The following is a 19,636-nucleotide window of genomic DNA, read 5'->3' on the forward strand; positions in this document are numbered from 1 at the left end:
CCGGCGGTTTCTGGTCTCTTCAGCCGACCTGCTGCTTAGCTGCTTTACCGGCTGATCCGAACTCTCTCATTTTGCTTCGCACTGTCTCTTCCACGGCTTCAATGCCGGGTGTCATATAGCCGCGCGGTTCGTACAGATCGCTGTTTTCCTGAAACATGCGGCGTGTTTCGTCTGTCCAGGCGACCATACATTCCGTATTGATATTGATCTTCGCGTGGCCGAGCGTGATGGCTTTTTTGATCTGATCCTGCGGAATCCCGGATGCCCCGTGAAGAACGAGGGGAATATCAGTCATGCGGGAGATAGCCTCCATTTCCTTAAATCCGAGATTCGGCTCACCCTGATATTTGCCGTGTACAGAGCCGAGGGCAGCGGCCAGCGCGTCAATATTGGTTTCTTTGACGATCCGCTCACATTCTTTGATATCGGCATAGCGGACCCCGCCGACCAGGCCGTCTTCCATTCCGCCGACCGTGCCGACTTCAGCTTCTACTGACACGCCGTGCTTTGCGGCATAATCGGTGACTTCTTTTGTCATCGCGATATTCTCGTCAATCGGCTGATGGGAGCCGTCAATCATCACTGAGCTGAATCCGGCGTCAATGGCCTGTCTGCAGCGTGCCGCACTGCTTCCGTGATCGAGATGAAGCACCACGGGAACGGTAATCGCCATGTCCTCCATTAACGCGCCGACCATGGCGGCAATCGTTTTAAATCCGCCTAAATAGTCGACCAGGCGATCGGAAGCCGCGCCGATGACTGGTGATTGCTCCTTTTGCGCCGCCTGCAAAATCGCCTTCGTCCACTGCAAACCGTTGATATTAAACTGGCCGATCGCATACTGCTCCCGCTTTGCATCTTCAAGAAGCTCTTTCATCGATACAAAAGCCATGTCCACCCCTCCTTTTTCCATTAGATATTGAAGTATTTTGATACGACGTCCACTGTTGTTTGTTTCGCTGTTTGAATGGCTTCCTCAGCACTCAGCTTATAGTATTCAGGGCGGAAGAGCTCAACCGATACAACATCTGAAAAACCGATTTCCTTCAGTGCTGATAAGTGGGCATCTAAGTCAATCGCCCCTTGTCCCGGCCATACGCGGTCTTCATCCGTTAAAAAGCCGATCGGGAAATCTTCGGTATCATCGATATGATAGATGAAGATTTTCTTTCCGTCCGCCTGCTTTAAGCTCTCAATATTTGAACCCATGGCATGGAAGTGAAAACTGTCAAGGACAAGCCCGACATTGTCACGGTTGACTGTGTTTATGATGTCATACGCCTGTTCAAACGTATTGACTGTACATTGCGGGTGGCCGACAAATTCAAGCGCGATTTTTACGCCGTACGGCTCCGCGATATCTGAAAGCTCAGTCAGCACCTCTACACTGCTCTTTTTGATCTCTTCTTTTACAATCTTCTGCTCTGTCACAAGCGGAACGGCTACCACATATTTCACACCGAGTGTTTTGCACGTTTCCATCATGCCTTTAAACTCAGTGATGATCTCATTATGGCCCTTTTCATCACGATTGTTGAAGAAAACAAGTGCATTTAAGGCAAGCGGCTTGATGTGATGGGTTTGAAAATACTCCGCAAGCTCAGCCAGTGAATGGTCTTCTAAGTACTCCGGCAGCTTATCCATTGTGCGGATTTCAATATAATCATAGCCGTGCTTTTCGCAAAGCTCTAAATCCTGTTTAAGGTTTGAGTTTTCCAATGTTGTGGCTTCATTAAAACAAAGTTTCATGTCAGACTCCCCCATCTGCGTGTTAGATATGAAGGGAGTTCGGCAGGAAGGCTGTTCGCCATATCCCGCCGAACTCCATGCTCAGCTTATGCCAGACCTAATTCTTCTTTCATTTTTTTAAGCATAAATCGGCTTGATTCATCCGCTCTTTCGTCGACCCAAGCAAATACGGCATTCGTCGCAATTCCGTCGAACTTCATCTCTCTCAGCTTTCTGAAAATCGTCTCAAAATCAACCTCGCCTTGGCCAATGTCCAAGTGCTGGTGAACCGTTACTTTCGCGTCAGGCGGATTGACGATGTAGCGCAGGCCATGAGCCGCTTTATGATTATAGGTGTCTGCAAATAAAACATGTGTGAGGCGGTCCCCGGCTTCGTCAAACATGGTCTCAATGTCGCCTTTGCCGTCATCATAGAAGAACGTATGCGCAGTCGAGTAGACAAGATTGATCCAATCCTTGTCAAGCGCGCGGATCATATCCATCGCACCTTTGTGCGTTTCGATAAAATCGTATGGGTGGGCTTGAAGGTTGAGTTTCATGCCTTCTTTTTCAAAGACTGGGAGAAGCTCATCCATGGATTTGATAAATTTTTCTTCACTTGTTAAAGGATCATACTTTGATCCGCTGAATTCGCTGTTCATCAAATCTACTTCAAGTTCAACCGCAATTTCGATCGCCCGCTTCCAATTGCGCACCGCTGCCTGCCGGCGGTCTTCATCAGGACCCGCCCAGTGGTAAAGCGGAAGAAGCGATGAAAGCTTAACACCTGTATCCCTTAAAAGGCGCTTTAATTGTTTGATCTTTGCTGAATCGACTTTCGGATATTTATAAAACGGGCAAAAATCCTCACGCGGAGACAATTCGATATATTCATAGCCAAGCTCTGCCGTTTTATAGACCGTTTCCTCCAAAGTTAAATCATCACGATACATGGATGGATCTAATGCTAACTTCATATTTTCACTCCTCTGTTTTTTAGTTTTGAACTGTTGTATAAGATTGATAGAATTCCGGTTTTTCCTTCAATTCAACCTTTTCTTTTTGTCCGGATTCTTGGGCCTTCACACAAGAATCCGTTGTAACAGCGGCAATATAGCCATCCCATGCCGTTGGTCCGCTGACCTCGCCTTTCTTTTGAATCGAATCAATAAAGTCTTGGATTTCCACATCGTACGCAGCCACAAAGCGTCTCTGCCAATCCATCAAAATATCAGTGCTGAATTTGCCTTCTTTTCTCAAGCTAATGCTTGATGGCTCGGGAAGCTTGATGATGCCGTCTTCTCCGACGATTTCGCATTGAATGTCATAGCCGTATTTACAGTTCACATAGATTTCAGCATTGATGACGATGCCGCCTTTTGTTTCAATCACCACGATTTGCGGATCTTTTAAATGCGGAAGCGCGTTTTTTGATTTTTTCGGATAGATGACTTGAACGGACTCGTAGTCATCATTGACGAGCCAGTGGAGCACGTCAATTTCATGAACAAGCGTGTCGACTACAGCCATATCCGTTGTATAGTTATCTCCTACAGTCGGGTTGCGGTGCGCGCAGTGAATCATAAGAGGCTCGCCGATGACATGATTATCGAGCGCTTCTTTCAGCTGTACGTAACCGCTGTCATAACGGCGCATGAAGCCGACTTGAACAAGGCGTTTGCCCACTTTGATTTCTTCTTCGACGATGCGCATGCATCCTTCAGCCGTTGTCGCGAGCGGTTTTTCACAGAATACATATTTCTGGGCTTTAATCGCTTTCAGCACGCTTGACTCATGCGCAGGCCCCCAGCTTGTCACTAAGACAGCGTCTACATTTTCGTCTGCAAGCAGGCTGTCATCATTCGGATACACCGTCGCGTTTAATTGGTATTGCTCAACGACCTTTTGTGCAGCTTCTTGATTAACATCCGTTACAGCTACGATTTCTGCGCCGGACAGCTTGTTCGTAATGCGGTTAATATGTTCTTTTCCGATTGCTCCAGTTCCAATTACGCCAATACGTAAACTCATTGACAGCCACTCCTTCTGTTGATTACATGATTTTGCTTTCTGTTCCTTGCTTTACTTGGCTCCGAGGAGATCCGTAGAGTTCCTCTTGAATTTGTTCAAGCGACTTGCCAGACGTATTCGGCGCAAAGAGCAGCCCGATGATCATGCTGGCCGTCACACATCCGAGCAGAATTGCAGCCATCGTTCCAATGCCGAAATTGGTGATAATCATTGGGACAAACAGACTCCAAATCCCTATTGAAATACGGACAAGGAAAAACATCAGTCCCTGTGCGGAAGCACGATATTGCGTAGGGAAGATTTCACTCGCCCATAACTGATAGTTCGCTTGCTGCCCGGCCCCGTTATTAATGCCGATCACGACAATAAACAGGAGCAGAATCGGCAGGCCTTCAACCGGCAGCAGAAACAGTGTCCATCCGATCACCGCCATAAAAGCGGCGATTCCAAATACGGTTTTTCTATGTTTGTCGGCAAAGGGCATGAAGATCAAGGCGACCCCCAATCCTGTGAAAATAAACAGCCCCATTTGCAAAAGATTAGCCATGTTGGCAGAAACACCGCCGACCTGCTGATAAATGTATGGCATAAAGAAGCCCATGACCCCGGCGGCTAAGTTCCAAATCAAGTACACACCCATCAAAAACAGGATGCTTTTGAGATACATAGGCTTGAGCAAATCAAAATACGATGTCTTATTCAATACTGCCGCCTTCTCTGTTTGAGCATCCGCCGGCTGATTGTTTGACTGCCAGGCATCTGACTCCGGAAGCCTGATTCTCAGGATGTACGTAATCAGCGCAATCACAAGCAGATGGGCAAATACGATTTTATTCCCCAAGAGGCCCAAATCACCAACCAGTACAGAGAGAAGCAGCACAACGACTGCCCCCGCGGCCCAAGCGACTTGTGCTACGCCGCAATGACGGGCCCGATTCTTCTTTGGCGCATTTTCAGCAATAATGGTCCATGATGCGGTAATATCAGCTCCTACCGATAAACCGATAATCATGTAACCGCTTAACAACATGGGGAAATTAACCCCAAATAAAACCAAACAAATCCCTAGTGCATAAACCAACATACTATTGGTGTAAACAGCCTTCCGTCCGACTTTATCAGCCAGAAACCCGCCGAGCAGCGCGCCAACAGCAGCTGAAATCGCGTTTGCGCTCAGCGCGCCGAGCAGCCCGATCTGCGTATCGGACAGCTTAAGGTAACTGACCCATAACGATAAACCGGCAGAGCCCGCCACAATTGAACCGGCATCAATATAGTTGGCTAACGCTGCCGCGATTGTCCGTTTATTGAAGGCTGAATCTCCATTGGTATTGCCCATATGTTCAGTCCCCATTAAGCCAAATCCAACAACTGCTGATCAATATAGTTTCTCGCGATCAATGCATATTCAAGCGGGTTTGCAACATCGGGGTCCTGTTCAGCTTCAATGACAATCCATCCGGAATAACTGTGCTTTAACAGCAGCTGATATACTTCTCTAAAATCAATGCAGCCGTCACCGGGAACTGTAAACATGCCTTTTAAAAATGATTGCCGGAACGATTGTCCTTCGAGCCTGCATTGTTCCATGACATTCAGGCGGGCATCCTTAAAGTGCACATGCTTAATGCGGCCGATATGCTTCTCAAGCATCCCCATGTAATCGCCGTCAGAAATATACGCATGGCCTGTATCATAGAGGAGGTGCACATGTGCAGGGTCTGTTCCTGTCATCAGGCGGTCCACTTCTTCCGCTGTTTGGACACCAGTGCCGAGATGGTGATGATAGACAAGCTTCAAGCCATGCTGATCGGCAATTTTGCCAAGGTGATTCAGCCCTTCGCAAAGCCGCTCCCATTCATCATCTGTAAAGTGCGGCTTCTCTGTGAACACGTTTTTCTCCAAGCTTTGCACGCTGTAGGTTTGTTCAGAGACAACTGCGACATCCGCATTTACTTGCTGCAAATACTCACAATGAAGGGTAAATGCCTTTGCCGCTTCACCAAGTCCGTCACGCAAAATAAAACTGCTGAACCATTTGCCTGCAATGCGTAAATTCCGAAGCTTCAGCTCTTTGTTCAGGATGGCAGGTTCGGGGAAAAAGCCCCCGACCTCCGTGCCTTGAAAACGTGCGACAACGATATCACTTAACAAATGCTGAAGTGTATTTCCCGCTCCAATTTCAGGCATGTCATCATTCCGCCACCCAATGGGAGCGATCCCCCACAGGATTTCATTTTTGCCCATCTATGGTGCCTCCCCTCTAATACTGCTTCGCAGATTCCAGCTTTTTCTCTTTTGCTTCGTATGCTTTCTGAACGCTTTCTTGTTCAGATACCTCTGCCACTCCGACATGCCACCAGCTGTCATATCCGTCCGTCATTGTTTTCGGCAGAACCTTCATTTCTATTAATGTTGATACTTCCTGTTTCTTCGCATCCTCTAACGCCGCTTTTAATTCTTCTACTGTGTTCGCGCGGTAGGTTTTCGCGCCGTATCCCTCAGCGACTTTCGCGTAATCGACATTCAGGATTTGGTTGTCGTCTGTGCGGAACTCGCAATAGTAGCTGCCGCTGCCGTGATCCATTTGCAGGTTGTTGATGCATCCGAATCCCGAGTTGTCAAAGAGCAGCACATTGATTTTCTTGTTGTACTGAATCGCCGTAATCAGCTCGGAGTGAAGCATCAGGAAGCTGCCGTCTCCGACAATGGAATACACTTCTCTGTCAGGATGAGCCAGTTTAAGACCGAGTGTCCCTGACACTTCATAGCCCATGCAAGAATATCCGTACTCCAGGTGATACGTATTCGGAACATTAGAATGCCACAGACGCTGCAAATCTCCTGGAAGTGAGCCTGCTGAACAGATGATGACGCTGTCTTCAGGAATCGTCTCATTGATTGTCAGCAATGCCGTTGTTTGCGGAAGCTCAGTATTCAAGGCGTCGGCATATTCATTCAGAACCTCTTGAGAGAAATGATGTTTGATTTCCGGATCAAATGCTTCCCGCTTAAACGTCACTTTGCTGAGGCGTTCGCGTTCAGCGAGCCATTCGTCCTTCAGCTCCCGGATCGTTGTGCCGAACTCGCTCTCATAGCCTTCAAGCAAGCCGTGCAGTTTGCCAAGCGTCACTTTCGCATCCGCTACCACTTGGAATGCATCAAGTTTATACGCCTGCATTCGGCTAACGTTAATGTTCAAAAACTTCGCTTTATCAAAATCAAAAGCGGTCTTAGAGGATGTCGCAAAATCTGTATACCTTGTGCCGATGCCGATAATCAAATCAGCTTGGCGGGCCGCTTTGTTTGCTGCAAGTGTGCCTGTGATGCCCATTCCGCCAAGATTGTTCGCAAAATCAGCCTCAACAGTAGACTTTCCTGCCTGTGTTTCAACTAATGGAATGTTATAGGCTTCAGAAATGGCAACCAATTCATCCCGCGCACCGGAGTATTTTGCGCCTCCGCCGACAAGGATCACAGGTTTTTTGCTGGATTTAATCAGCTCGGCCGCACCTTGAAGCTCGCGCTCGCTCGGCTGCATGCGATCAATATAGTGAACCCGTTTGACGAAGAAACTTTCATCAAAATCGTATGCTTCCCCTTCAACATCCTGAGAAATACAAATCGTTGCCGGACCTGCTTTTGCCGGATCAGTCATGACTTCAAACGCGCGCAGCAAACTGCTCATGAGCTGCTCAGGGCGCGTAATGCGGTCCCAATATCTCGATACAGGTTTCAATGCATCGTTTGTTGTAATGGCCGCACTGTATTCTTGCTCCATTTGCTGCAGTACAGGGTCTGGCTGTCTTGTCGCAAATGTGTCTGCCGGAATCAAGAGAACTGGGATATTGTTTGCCAATGCAGTGCCGGCTGCCGCCACCAGGTTAGCCGCTCCGGGTCCGACGGATGTAGACACCGCATATATTTTTCTTCTCAGCATTTGCTTGCTGTACGCCATGGCCGCATGCGCCATTCCTTGTTCATTTTTCCCTTGATAGACTTTCAAATGGCCTGCATCCTGCTCAAGCGCCTGCCCGATCCCCAATACGTTTCCATGGCCGAAAATCGTGAAAATCCCTTCGACAAAAGGCTCTTCCTTTCCATCAACATGGATGTACTGCTGGTTTAAGAATTTAATCAGCGCCTGTGCTGTTGTTAAGCGAATTTTCTTACCCACAAACGATCCCACCTTTACTCGATCTTTTTCAATTATGACTGTGCTTCAATAAGCTGTACGATTTCATCCGCAGTCGGCATCGCTTCTGACGAACTGTGCTTGCTCACCACAATGGAAGCTGAAGCACTGCCGTATTTCAATGCCGTTTCGATGTCTTTTCCGGTGACAAGGCCATAGATAAAGGCTGACGCATAGGAGTCACCGGCTCCAAAGGTTTTCAGCACTTTTGTCTTGTACGCTTGGGCGCGGAATACCTCGCCGGATTTGCTGTATGCGTAAGAGCCTTCGACGCCGTGTTTGATGACAACGAGGTCGGCTGAATGGCCAAATAAATGATTGACGGATTCCTCATTGCTTCCGCCTGTGCGGTTTTCCATCACATCAAATTCATCGCGTGTGCCGATGACGATATCAGACTGCTCGGCAACCAAAGTGTAGTAAACGGCTGTTTCATCCGCTGACTGCCACGTATATGGCCGGTAATCCAGTTCGAATACCACCTTGACCTGATGCTTTTTCGCGTATTGAACAGCTTTTAACACCGCTTCCCGTGACGGGCTTTTGGCGAGCGCTGTCCCGGAGACAAGCAGCATTTTCGCATTTGCGATATAGTCTTCGCTTACCTCTGAAGGCTCAAGATAAAGATCCGCCACATCATCGCGATACATTAAAATGCTGCATTCTTCAGGGCTGAGGATTTCTGTAAATGCAAGGCCTGCTTTGTGTCCATCTTGATCAACAATCATCTGTGTAGTATCCACGCCGGTCTTTCTCATATAGGACTCTATGAATCTTCCATGCTGGTCATCTGGAATTTTGCCGATGAAGCCCGCTTTTAAGCCAAGCTTCGCGCTGCCGATCGCGATATTCGCAGGTGAACCGCCGACATATTTCGAAAATGTCATCGTTTCTTCCATTGGGCGGTTGTATTCGACTGCGTTCAGATCAATACATGCCCGGCCGATGGCAACAATATCAAAAGCCTTCTCTTCATTGAATGTATACTTCATCGTAAACAGCCACTCCTCACTTGTTAACGTTCTAAAATCCATTCATGCGCCGGGTCATTATGAAACTTCCATTTCCGCGTCGGCCCTGCCATGACATTTAAATAGTAGGATGTGTATCCGTCCGGCACACCTACCGGGTGGTATCCCGCAGGAACGATGACAACGTTTTCATTTTCTACAGTCATTGTCTCATCAATAGAACGGTCATCTGTGTATACGCGCTGAAACACAAAGCCCTGCCCCGGGTCTAACTCATGGTAGTACGTTTCTTCTAAGAAAGATTCTTCCGGCAAGTTGTCTTGATCATGTTTGTGAGGCGGGTAGCTGGACCAGTTGCCGCTGTCTGTATAGACTTCAACCACTAATAGGCTGTTAGCTGAAGGGTCTGAATCCGGAAGAATGTTATGAACAGTACGTTTGTTTGAAAACTTCCCGCGATGCTCAATTCCGTTGTCCACCGCTTTGATTAGCTTTGTCGGCAGCTGTTTTTCCGATGGAGAATAGCAAAGCGCCACTCTTGCGTCGCTGACCGCTGTAATCTCAAATGCACGGTCATTTGACATATAGACGCTGTCTGTCGGTTTTCGTTCAAATACGCTTTCACGCGTACCGATATTCTCAAAAGTCGACTCATGGTCCGTCACTGTAATTTTTCCCGTTACCGCCACAATACAGATTTCTTGTTTATTCAATTCTTCTGCATAGCTGGAACCGGAAGCTAGATCTAACACCTTAAACTCTACATAATTGAGATCAGAGTTGGATTTCGTTACTTCGTGCACCAGTTTGACTCCATTAGACACTTTATGTGACTGCGGCTTACGCAACAAATAACTCATAGTGAAGCCCTCCTCTTTCTATTGGCAGAATGAGTCCGAACAGCGCACATGGACGCCGTTCGGCTTTTCGTCGTTTAGTTGAAATCAGGTTCCGGATATCTCGCCGTAACCACTTTTTTACGCGTATAGAAGTCGACGCTGTCTTTTCCGTTCGCATGCAGCGTCCCAAAGAATGAAGACTTCCAGCCTGAGAATGGGAAGAATGCCATTGGAGCCGGCACACCAAGGTTGATGCCGAGCATTCCCGCATCAATGTTTTCACGGAAATAGCGGATTGCGTTTGCGTTGGATGTAAACAGGCAGGCGCCGTTCGCAAACTCAGACTTATTGGCAATTTCAATCGCTTCTTTCAGGTTTTTCACACGGATGATAGATAAAACTGGAGCGAAAATTTCATCTTTCCAGATCGTCATCTCTGTTGTGACATTGTCAAAGATCGTCGGGCCGACAAAGTAGCCGTCGTCAGACACATTTTCACGGCCGTCACATACGAGTCTCGCGCCTTCTTCAAGGCCTTTTTCGATATAGCTGAGCGTGCGTTTCTTGTTGTCTTCGCGAATCACCGGTCCTAAGAACACACCGTCATCAAGGCCATTGCCGATTTTAATGTCCGCCACTTTTTCCTGCAGCTTCGCCATAAATTCATCAGCGATACCTTCTTCAACCGTCACAACCGCACAAGCCATGCAGCGTTCACCGGCAGAACCGAAGGCAGCACCGACGATGTTTGTGACCGTGTCTTCAAGATGCGCGTCGTTCAAGACAATCGTATGGTTTTTCGCGCCGGTCAGAGATTGAACGCGTTTTAAGTGTTCGCTTCCTTTTTTGTAGACGTATTCGCCGACCGGCTTGGAGCCTACGAATGAAATCGCTTTAATTTTTGGATGCTCGAGGATGCCGTTCACAACGTCATGCGCACCGTATACGACGTTGAATACCCCTTTCGGAAGGCCCGCTTTTTCAAAAAGCTCAACCAACTTCTCTGTTAACAGCGGTGTCCGCTCTGATGGTTTTAAAATAAATGTGTTGCCGAGTGCGATCGCCATCGGGAACATCCAGCAAGGGACCATCATCGGGAAGTTGAATGGCGCGATTCCGCCGACAACTCCGATGGGGTAGCGGTAGTTGGCCGCTTCAACGTCCGTTGCGATGGAAGCAAGCGAGTCACCCATCATTAGGGAAGGTGCTCCAGCGGCGAACTCTACGTTTTCAATTCCGCGTCCCACTTCACCTAAAGCTTCTTTTGTGTTTTTTCCGTTTTCAATGGTAATCAGATGAGCCAGTTCTTCTTTATGCTGGGACAGCAGCTGCTGGAAGTTAAATAGAATTCTGGCGCGGCGAGGAACCGCCACCTTTGACCATGTTTTAAATGCTTCAGCAGCTGTCTGCGCTGCGTAATCAATATCCTCTTTTGTAGAAATCGGCACTTGGCACAGTACTTCTTTCGTCGCCGGGTTGACGACATCTTCATATTGATCTGTTTTGCTTTCAACCCATTCACCGTTGATGTAGTTTTTTAATTTTCTGATTTCTGCCATTCTTATTGCCTCCTTCATTAGTAAACACATACACTTGTATGGATGGTTCAGGATAGATTCATATCAATATCCACTTTTCAGTAAGCCAAGAATTAAACGCTTTCAAAAAAACCAAAAAAATAAATGGCGGATGTATATTTACATACAAGCAACCATTTCATGCATAACAGGTTACTTCTTGGTCATTTCTTGGTTATATTCTAATCGTATAATACCCATAAGTCAATCATAAACACTACATTTTTTCATTATTTTTATGATATTAATCTTTTAATCAATGAGAAGAGTGACGAGAAGTCCATCGAATCTTGCGAAAGATATATAACGATGTTATCATTTTTTAAGCAACTATTGATTAACTTTTGGTTTTTATTATATATTTAAGTTACGTAAAGATTCAAGAAGGAGTTTTTGATATGAAACTGATGCGGATTCAGGAAATGGAGGAGTACATTTTATCGCATGGCACTGTTTCCTTAGATGAACTGTGCCAAGTGTTCAATGTCTCTAAAAACACAGTCAGACGTGATATCAACAAGCTAACAGAAAAGGGTGCGATAGAAAAAGTATATGGCGGCGTAACATCTATTGAAAAAACCGCATTAGTTCCTTTTGAAAATCGCACCATTCAGCACCAGGATGAAAAAACAAAAATCGCCCATTATGCTTCCCGTTTTATTGAAGATCACGATTTGGTCTTTATTGATTCAGGAACGACGACAAAGTCTATTCTTGATACGCTTGATCCTGCCAAAAATGTCACCATCTTAACCAACAGTTTAGACATTATCAATGCGGCATCAGCTTTGAAGAATATCAACTTAATCATTATCGGAAACAACTATAAGAGAAAAACCCGCTCCTTTGTCGGCATGGACGACCCGGCTATGCTTGATAAGTACAATATCAACAAAGCCTTTATGTCTGCTACCGGAACGACGCTGACACACGGATTGACCAATTCGGATCTGCTGGAGTATGAAATTAAAAAGAGGATTTCAGAAAAAGCAAAAGAAGTGTATCTATTAGCTGACCATTCTAAATTTGGAAAATCAACGCTTCTGACGTATGCACCGTTTGACAGGCTGCATTGCATTGTGACCTCTCAGCCATTAGACGACGAGTACACACAGTACTGCAATGAGCATCAAATCGGCATTCATCTGGCCTAACGTTTACAATAGTGTTGAGAGTTCATATCCATTTTATTCTAGGAGGCAGATCATGAAAAAAGCGAAACTCGGAAAATCAGACTTGCAGGTATTCCCTATCGGATTAGGAACAAATGCTGTCGGAGGACATAACCTCTACCCGAACCTGAATGAAGAAACCGGAAAAGAATTGGTGCGCGAGGCGATTCGTAATGGCGTGACCATGTTAGACACCGCTTATATTTACGGGATCGGCCGTTCCGAAGAATTAATCGGTGAAGTGCTGCGTGAATTCAACCGTGAAGATGTTGTCATCGCAACAAAAGCCGCTCACAGAAAACAAGGCAATGACTTTGTCTTTGATAATTCACCAGAATTTCTTAAAAAATCAGTTGATGAAAGCCTGAAGCGCTTGAATACCGATTATATCGATTTGTTCTACATTCACTTCCCTGACGAACATACGCCGAAGGATGAAGCCGTTAACGCACTTAATGAGATGAAGAAAGCCGGAAAAATCCGCTCCATCGGTGTATCCAATTTCTCTTTAGAGCAATTGAAAGAAGCAAACAAAGACGGTTTGGTAGATGTATTGCAAGGCGAATACAACCTGTTAAACCGTGAAGCGGAAAACACATTCTTCCCGTATACGAAGGAGCATAATATTTCATTTATCCCTTACTTCCCGCTCGTATCTGGCTTATTGGCAGGAAAGTATACAGAAGATACAACGTTCCCTGAAGGCGACCTGCGCAACGAACAGGAACACTTCAAGGGCGAGCGTTTCAAAGAAAATATCAGAAAGGTCAACAAGCTTGCGCCGATTGCTGAGAAACACAACGTGGATATCCCTCACGTCGTATTGGCTTGGTATTTAGCAAGACCGGAAATTGATATTTTAATCCCTGGAGCAAAACGTGCCGATCAGCTGATTGATAACATCAAAACAGCCGAAGTGACGCTTTCTCAAGAGGATATTTCGTTTATTGATAAGCTGTTCGCATAAGAGAAAACAGCCTTCCATTGGGGAAGGCTGTTTTTTTGCGCGATAAATTCCTAGAAGCAAAATCTTACAAAAAGAGCCATACATCCGATAAAATAAAGGGAGTTGAATCTCAGAAAGAAAGTGATGAAAAAGCAAAAGCATACAATGTTAATCTCACCTAGAAATATAGACTCATATCAATCAAAAAAGCTGATCCAGCTTCTTTGATTCGCAGCTCAGAATAGCAGGCCGTTTCGGCGGTCTATGGAGGAAACAGAATGAAACTTAAATATGTAAAAGCCTTAGTCGCAGTAATTGTTGCTTTAGGTGTACTGCTGCCATCAACGATTTCTCATGCAAAAAGCTTTAGCGGCCGCTCATCATCTAGTTACAGCAGCCGAAGTTCAAGCCCATCATACAGCGGAAGCTATAAATCCAGCCCGAAGTCAAGCTACAGCTCAGGATCAAGCTCTTCTAGCAAAAAATCCAAGTCTGACGATTCATCATCAGTTTCGCTGAAAAAGAAGCCATCGGAAAAGGCAAGCTCATCAAGCGCTAAAAAATCGTCAGGCACCTTTTCCGGCGCTACATCAAAAGTAAGCGGAAAGACATACAGCGGGAAAACGACTAAAGCCTATGTTGGCGGACGTTATGTTTCAGTCAATCATTACTATCACGCAGGTTTCGCGCCATCAGGATGGTTTGGATATTATAGCGGATTTACAATGGGGATGTTCATGATCAGTATGATGCACCCATGGGGTTACACCTATCATCCAGTCGGAGGCCCAGGCTATGTTTCTTATGGCGCTTCCCCCATTGCCTGGATCGTTGATATCATCGCATTGATCGTTATTTTAATCATTGTGTTCGCACTGATTCGCGCATTTAAAGCACCGAAGACGTACAGAAGGAGATTTTAGGCAATGAGATTAATATTAAATGAGCAAGAAATGGTAGACGGAATTTGCGTGTATATTTCCAATGAAGAAAATATCTGCCCTGAAGACGTTGAAGTAAAAGAACTATCCTACAACAAGCGTACAGGATTCTTCGCTGAAGCCACATTTGGCCTGCACCACAAGCAGCTTATGTCAGATGACATTTCGGAAGGCATTATTCAGTTCTTAGAGGAATACCACAACTTCAATCCGGACGTTACCGTCGTTGAATTGCAATTTGATAAGAAAAAAGGCTTCTCCGCCTTGGTTTTCGTCAACGAGGACGAATAAAAACCAAAACCTTACTCCGCGCGAGTAAGGTTTTTTGATGCTTCTCCCCGACAAACAGGAAGAGCACACCATCTGAGAGATCACATGCAAAACCTCCCTTTATTCATATCCTTGCGTAAAAAAGGTTTTGGCGCTTACAATAATTTTGAAAGGAATGATCACAATGGCAAATGCTCAATTCCCTCTTATCACACATAACCTATCTGTCGATCTTGTGAATACTGAAGTCGTAAGCTATGATAAACGGCACGAGCTCATCCCGTCAGAAAAAGACCTGATGACATGGTTTGAAATAATGGGAGAAACAGCTCCTTTTCTCAGTTCTTTGACGCTACAGGAAGTCCGGGGACAATTGCAGCGAATTCATCAATTCCGGGCTGAGTTGAGAAAACACTTTGAGTGTATCGCCGAGGGCAGTGAACCTTCCCCAGCTTTTATCTCTTTCCTGCAAGATCAAATCACCGCCGCTCCTTTTTCTTATCAAATCATAGATGACAAACTTGCCCGCATCCCGAATGGAAAACCAGATGATTCCATTTTATCGCTTATCGCTTACGATGCGTTATGGCTGATTCACACAAAAGAAATCCAACAGCTGAAACGGTGCGCAAATGAAAAGTGCATTTTGCTATTTCTTGATAAAACAGGAAGACGAAAATGGTGTTCCATGAAGATATGCGGCAACAGACATAAGGTCTCACGCCATCAGAAAAAAATAAATCATGAGTAAGAATCCGTTCCCCAGCGAACGGTTTTTTATTGTTTTGAAAAACTAACCTCTAAAAATAAAATTGACAGGTTAGTATTTACCTATTATTCTAAATATACTGGAGGGATAAATTTGGAAAACAACTTCTTTTTAAAAATGAAAGGGACAGGAAAAACGCCTTTACGGGTAAACGGCAAAGACGCTGTTACAGGGCTTATCGGAGGATTTATAACCATACTGACACTCGCTTCACTTACCGCTTATACATCAAGCTTATGGTTAATGGCGCCTTTTGGAGCAAGCTGTGTGCTCGTCTTCAGCGCTTGGAATGCTCCATTATCACAACCGAGAAATGTGATTGGCGGCCATTTTATTTCCGCGCTTACCGGGATTGTTGTCCTTCACATATTCGGCGCCCATCCATGGACCTTTGCATTGGGGACAGGGCTTGCCATTTGCTTGATGATGCTGACCAAAACCACTCATCCTCCTGCCGGCGCCGACCCGATTGTTGTCATTCAAGGGGCATATGCTTGGAGTTATTTAGTATTTCCCGTGCTCATTGGGTCTGTCATCATCGTGATTATCGCTCTCATTATTAATAACTTACGCAAAGATCGCCAATACCCCGCCTTTTGGCTTTAAAGTTTCCGTTTTTTCAAAACAAATGTTTCAAATGAGATAGGAAATGGGTACTAATCTATTAACTTTGTTACATATTTTTAGTTACTCATTGGCTCAACAACTGAGGAGGAGACATTTGTGAAGAAAGACACAAGGAAATATATGATCTACTTTTTCGGCGCTTTAGGGGGACTGCTTTACGGTTACGATACAGGCGTTATCTCCGGGGCACTCCTGTTTATCAATAACGATATTCCTTTAACGACATTGACAGAAGGATTGGTTGTCAGCATGCTGCTCCTTGGCGCGATTTTCGGTTCGGCTTTGAGCGGCACATGCTCAGACCGCTGGGGCAGGAGAAAGGTTGTATTTGTCCTTTCCATCATTTTCATTATCGGAGCGCTCGCTTGCGCATTTTCTCAAACAATCGGCATGCTGATTGCATCTAGGGTGATTCTCGGATTGGCCGTCGGCGGTTCAACGGCGCTTGTGCCCGTATATCTTTCAGAAATGGCACCGACAAAAATTCGCGGTACACTCGGCACAATGAACAACTTAATGATCGTCACAGGAATTTTGCTCGCCTATATCGTGAACTACCTGTTCACACCGTTTGAAGCGTGGCGCTGGATGGTCGGTCTGGCCGCGGTGCCTGCCGTGCTTTTATTAATCGGCATCGCATTCATGCCGGAATCGCCAAGATGGCTCGTGAAGCGCGGCCGTGAAGAAGAAGCGAGACGAATCATGAACATCACTCATGATCCCAAAGACATCGAAATGGAATTGGCAGAGATGAAGCAAGGAGAAGCAGAGAAAAAAGAAACGACACTCAGCGTCCTAAAAGCCAAATGGATTCGCCCTATGCTTCTGATTGGCGTCGGCCTAGCTATTTTCCAGCAGGCTGTCGGCATTAACACGGTCATCTACTACGCGCCGACCATTTTTACGAAGGCCGGTCTTGGCACGTCAGCTTCCGCACTCGGCACAATGGGAATCGGCGTCCTTAACGTCATCATGTGTATCACTGCCATGATTTTAATTGACCGTGTCGGACGCAAAAAACTTCTGATCTGGGGAAGTGTCGGCATTACACTGAGCCTTGCTGCTTTATCAGGCGTGCTCCTGACACTGGGGCTTTCCGCATCAACAGCGTGGATGACAGTAGTCTTTCTCGGCGTCTATATCGTCTTTTACCAGGCGACATGGGGTCCGGTAGTGTGGGTGCTCATGCCTGAGCTCTTCCCATCCAAAGCGCGCGGAGCCGCGACAGGGTTCACGACTTTGGTGTTATCGGCAGCCAACCTGATCGTGTCGCTCGTCTTCCCGCTGATGCTAAGTGCAATGGGCATCGCATGGGTCTTTATGGTTTTCTCAGTCATTTGTCTTCTCTCATTTTTCTTCGCTTTCTACATGGTGCCGGAAACCAAAGGGCGAAGCTTGGAGGAAATTGAAGCAAGCCTGAAAAACCGATTTAAAAAGAAGAAAAGCACCCAAAACCAAATGCTGAATGAGCGTACATTATAAAAAAAAAGGAATCGTCTCCTTATGGGACGATTCCTTTTTCTGTTTACACCATGACCTTGCAAATATTGTTCGTAAATTCAACAGGGTCCTGAATCGGCAGGCCTTCAATGAGAAGCGCCTGATTGTATAAAAGGTTTGTGTATAGGCTCAGCTTTTCTTTATCCTGTGCAAACGCGTCTTGGAGCGTTTGGAATACCTCGTGATTCGGGTTAATTTCCAGCACTTTGTCCGCCTTTACATTTTGGCTGTCAGGCATCGCGTTTAAGATTTTTTCCATCTCAATTGTCACTTCGCCGTCAGCAGCAAGGCAAACTGGATGTGATTTAAGCCGTTTTGAGATTCTGACGTTTTTCACCTTGTCTGACAGAATGTTTTTCATTTCCTCAAATAGATCCTTATACTTGCTTTCCTCTTCCTCGGACTGCTTCTGATCCTCATCCGTGTCTATGCCAAGGTCTCCGCTTGATACGGATTTGAATTCTTTTTCCTGATAAGATGCCAGCATTTTAATCGCAAACTCATCGATGTCCTCAGTAAAGTAGAGAATTTCATAGCCTTTATCCGCCACCATTTCTGTTTGCGGCAGTTTCTCAATGCGATCGTATGAATCACCAGTCGCGTAATAAATGTATTTCTGCTCCTCTGGCATTCTGGAAACGTACTCATCTAAGCTGACCAGTTTTTTCTCTTTTGAAGAGTAGAATAATAGGAGATCCTTCAATTGATCCTTATTCGCGCCAAAATCATTGTACACGCCGAATTTCAGCTGTCTGCCGAACGACTTGTAGAACGTCTCGTATTTCTCGCGGTCTTTTTTCAACAGGTTTTGCAGCTCGCTTTTGATTTTCTTGCTGATGTTTTTCGCGATCAGCTTCAGCTGGCGGTCATGCTGCAGCATTTCTCTGGAAATGTTCAGCGACAGATCCTCAGAATCGACCATGCCCTTCACAAAACTGAAGTGATCCGGAAGCAGATCTGCGCACTTATTCATGATCAGCACGCCATTGGAATACAGCTCCAAGCCTTTTTCATATTCCTTGGAATAGTAGTCAAACGGCATGTTCTCAGGGATGAATAGAATCGCGTTGTAGCGAACCGCTCCATCCACACTGATATGAACGTGTGTCAGCGGTTTATCAAATCCGTAATGCTTTTCAGCATAGAATTTTTCGTAGTCCTCATCTGTCAGCTCGCTTTTGTTCTTTCTCCAGATCGGCACCATGCTGTTGACCGTCTGCTCTTCCTGCACCTCTTCAAACTCATTTTCGCTGCCTTCCTTCGGCTTATTAATGGTTGTGTCCATTTTGATTGGGTAGCGAATAAAGTCTGAGTACTTCTTGATGATCGCTTTTAAACGATATTCCTCTAAAAACTCGTCATAGCTGTCATCTTCTGTGTTCTCTTTGATTTTCAGGATAATGTCTGTACCGACAGAATCCTTTTCACACGGCTCAATCGTATAGCCGTCTGCACCTGCAGACTCCCATTTATAAGCCTCCTCGCTGCCAAGTGCCTTACTGATAACTGTCACAACATCGGCAACCATAAACGCCGCGTAAAAACCGACACCGAACTGTCCGATAATGTCATGCCCGTCTTTCAGCTCGTTTTCCTTTTTAAATGCGAGGGAACCGCTTTTTGCAATCGTGCCGAGGTGCTGTTCCAGCTCATCCTTTTTCATTCCGATCCCCGTATCAGAGATGGTTAATGTTCTCGCATCTTTGTCAGCCGCGACCTTTATGTAGTAACTGTCTTTATCAAACGTAAGCGCATCGTCCGTCAGCGCTTTGTAATAGATTTTGTCAATTGCATCACTTGAATTGGAGATTAACTCGCGCAGGAAAATTTCTTTTTGGGTATAAATGGAGTTAATCATCATATCCAGCAAGCGTTTAGATTCTGCTTTAAACTCTTTTTTCGCCACTCTTGATCGCTCCTTTAACGTTATGTAAACCCTTTTCAGCATCTATTTATCACATACGGTGACAATTGTCAATTAGATTGATAGATGCATATATATGTAAATTTAACATTAGTTGGGCTTGTTTTCACTCTTTTTCACACTCATTCTAATAAAAAAAGAGAGGC

The 19,636-nt window shown here is 45.6% G+C and carries 18 protein-coding genes; 7 read left to right on the top strand and 11 right to left on the bottom strand.

Annotation, left to right across the window (positions count from 1 at the left end):
* Positions 1-19 precede the first annotated feature (19 nt).
* The 10 genes from iolJ to iolA all read right to left on the bottom strand — a co-directional run bounded on the left by iolJ (position 20) and on the right by iolA (position 11,323).
* On the bottom strand, positions 20-892 hold the full coding sequence (gene iolJ / locus JQX68_RS20400; RefSeq protein ID WP_205440424.1) for a 6-phospho-5-dehydro-2-deoxy-D-gluconate aldolase: 873 nt from the start codon (positions 890-892) through the stop codon (positions 20-22).
* 20 nt (positions 893-912) lie between these two features.
* The gene (iolI, locus tag JQX68_RS20405) at positions 913-1,749 is read right to left on the bottom strand and encodes a 2-keto-myo-inositol isomerase (RefSeq protein WP_069150645.1); all 837 of its coding nucleotides are present in this window, start codon (positions 1,747-1,749) and stop codon (positions 913-915) included.
* Between the two features lie 86 nt (positions 1,750-1,835).
* The gene (locus JQX68_RS20410; RefSeq protein WP_014666017.1) at positions 1,836-2,705 is read right to left on the bottom strand and encodes a sugar phosphate isomerase/epimerase family protein; all 870 of its coding nucleotides are present in this window, start codon (positions 2,703-2,705) and stop codon (positions 1,836-1,838) included.
* Positions 2,706-2,724: 19 nt separating this feature from the next.
* Positions 2,725-3,759: a bifunctional inositol 2-dehydrogenase/D-chiro-inositol 1-dehydrogenase gene (gene iolG / locus JQX68_RS20415; protein ID WP_205440425.1), complete on the bottom strand. Its 1,035-nt coding sequence runs from the start codon at positions 3,757-3,759 to the stop codon at positions 2,725-2,727.
* A 22-nt stretch (positions 3,760-3,781) separates the two neighbouring features.
* Positions 3,782-5,098: a myo-inositol transporter IolF gene (gene iolF, locus JQX68_RS20420; RefSeq protein ID WP_205440426.1), complete on the bottom strand. Its 1,317-nt coding sequence runs from the start codon at positions 5,096-5,098 to the stop codon at positions 3,782-3,784.
* Positions 5,099-5,112: 14 nt separating this feature from the next.
* Positions 5,113-6,006 carry a myo-inosose-2 dehydratase gene (iolE, locus tag JQX68_RS20425; RefSeq protein ID WP_205440427.1) on the bottom strand — a complete coding sequence of 298 codons (894 nt, stop codon included), beginning with the start codon at positions 6,004-6,006 and terminating at the stop codon, positions 5,113-5,115.
* Positions 6,007-6,022: 16 nt separating this feature from the next.
* Complete coding sequence (iolD, locus tag JQX68_RS20430) at positions 6,023-7,936, bottom strand: 3D-(3,5/4)-trihydroxycyclohexane-1,2-dione acylhydrolase (decyclizing) (RefSeq protein WP_069838352.1); 1,914 nt, start codon at positions 7,934-7,936, stop codon at positions 6,023-6,025.
* 32 nt (positions 7,937-7,968) lie between these two features.
* On the bottom strand, positions 7,969-8,946 hold the full coding sequence (iolC, locus tag JQX68_RS20435) for a 5-dehydro-2-deoxygluconokinase (protein ID WP_134976152.1): 978 nt from the start codon (positions 8,944-8,946) through the stop codon (positions 7,969-7,971).
* A gap of 23 nt (positions 8,947-8,969) precedes the next feature.
* The gene (gene iolB / locus JQX68_RS20440; RefSeq protein ID WP_069150652.1) at positions 8,970-9,785 is read right to left on the bottom strand and encodes a 5-deoxy-glucuronate isomerase; all 816 of its coding nucleotides are present in this window, start codon (positions 9,783-9,785) and stop codon (positions 8,970-8,972) included.
* Positions 9,786-9,859: 74 nt separating this feature from the next.
* Positions 9,860-11,323, bottom strand: coding sequence for a CoA-acylating methylmalonate-semialdehyde dehydrogenase (gene iolA / locus JQX68_RS20445; RefSeq protein ID WP_205440428.1), 1,464 nt, complete (start codon positions 11,321-11,323; stop codon positions 9,860-9,862).
* A 416-nt stretch (positions 11,324-11,739) separates the two neighbouring features.
* On the opposite strand from iolA, the gene iolR reads away from it, so the two are divergent.
* The 7 genes from iolR to JQX68_RS20480 all read left to right on the top strand — a co-directional run bounded on the left by iolR (position 11,740) and on the right by JQX68_RS20480 (position 17,548).
* A complete protein-coding gene (gene iolR / locus JQX68_RS20450; RefSeq protein WP_003227050.1) occupies positions 11,740-12,495 on the top strand; it encodes a myo-inositol utilization transcriptional regulator IolR in 756 nt (251 codons plus the stop codon).
* 52 nt (positions 12,496-12,547) lie between these two features.
* Entirely contained in the window at positions 12,548-13,480 is a 933-nt protein-coding gene (locus tag JQX68_RS20455; RefSeq protein ID WP_205440429.1) for an aldo/keto reductase, read from the top strand.
* A gap of 257 nt (positions 13,481-13,737) precedes the next feature.
* The gene (locus JQX68_RS20460; RefSeq protein ID WP_147772744.1) at positions 13,738-14,382 is read left to right on the top strand and encodes a hypothetical protein; all 645 of its coding nucleotides are present in this window, start codon (positions 13,738-13,740) and stop codon (positions 14,380-14,382) included.
* Between the two features lie 3 nt (positions 14,383-14,385).
* Complete coding sequence (locus tag JQX68_RS20465) at positions 14,386-14,691, top strand: DUF2653 family protein (protein ID WP_147772745.1); 306 nt, start codon at positions 14,386-14,388, stop codon at positions 14,689-14,691.
* Positions 14,692-14,845: 154 nt separating this feature from the next.
* The gene (locus JQX68_RS20470; protein WP_481748479.1) at positions 14,846-15,421 is read left to right on the top strand and encodes a CGNR zinc finger domain-containing protein; all 576 of its coding nucleotides are present in this window, start codon (positions 14,846-14,848) and stop codon (positions 15,419-15,421) included.
* 135 nt (positions 15,422-15,556) lie between these two features.
* Positions 15,557-16,045 (top strand): HPP family protein, encoded by a 489-nt coding sequence (locus tag JQX68_RS20475; RefSeq protein ID WP_240345579.1) that lies wholly within the window; start codon positions 15,557-15,559, stop codon positions 16,043-16,045.
* A gap of 117 nt (positions 16,046-16,162) precedes the next feature.
* Positions 16,163-17,548 carry a sugar porter family MFS transporter gene (locus JQX68_RS20480; RefSeq protein WP_064671725.1) on the top strand — a complete coding sequence of 462 codons (1,386 nt, stop codon included), beginning with the start codon at positions 16,163-16,165 and terminating at the stop codon, positions 17,546-17,548.
* Positions 17,549-17,591: 43 nt separating this feature from the next.
* Here the strand turns inward: JQX68_RS20480 and htpG are convergent, their stop codons facing one another.
* On the bottom strand, positions 17,592-19,472 hold the full coding sequence (gene htpG / locus JQX68_RS20485) for a molecular chaperone HtpG (protein ID WP_147772747.1): 1,881 nt from the start codon (positions 19,470-19,472) through the stop codon (positions 17,592-17,594).
* Positions 19,473-19,636 lie beyond the last annotated feature (164 nt).

It is taken from the genome of Bacillus sp. LJBS06 (genome assembly GCF_016924995.1).
GTDB lineage: Bacteria > Bacillota > Bacilli > Bacillales > Bacillaceae > Bacillus > Bacillus stercoris.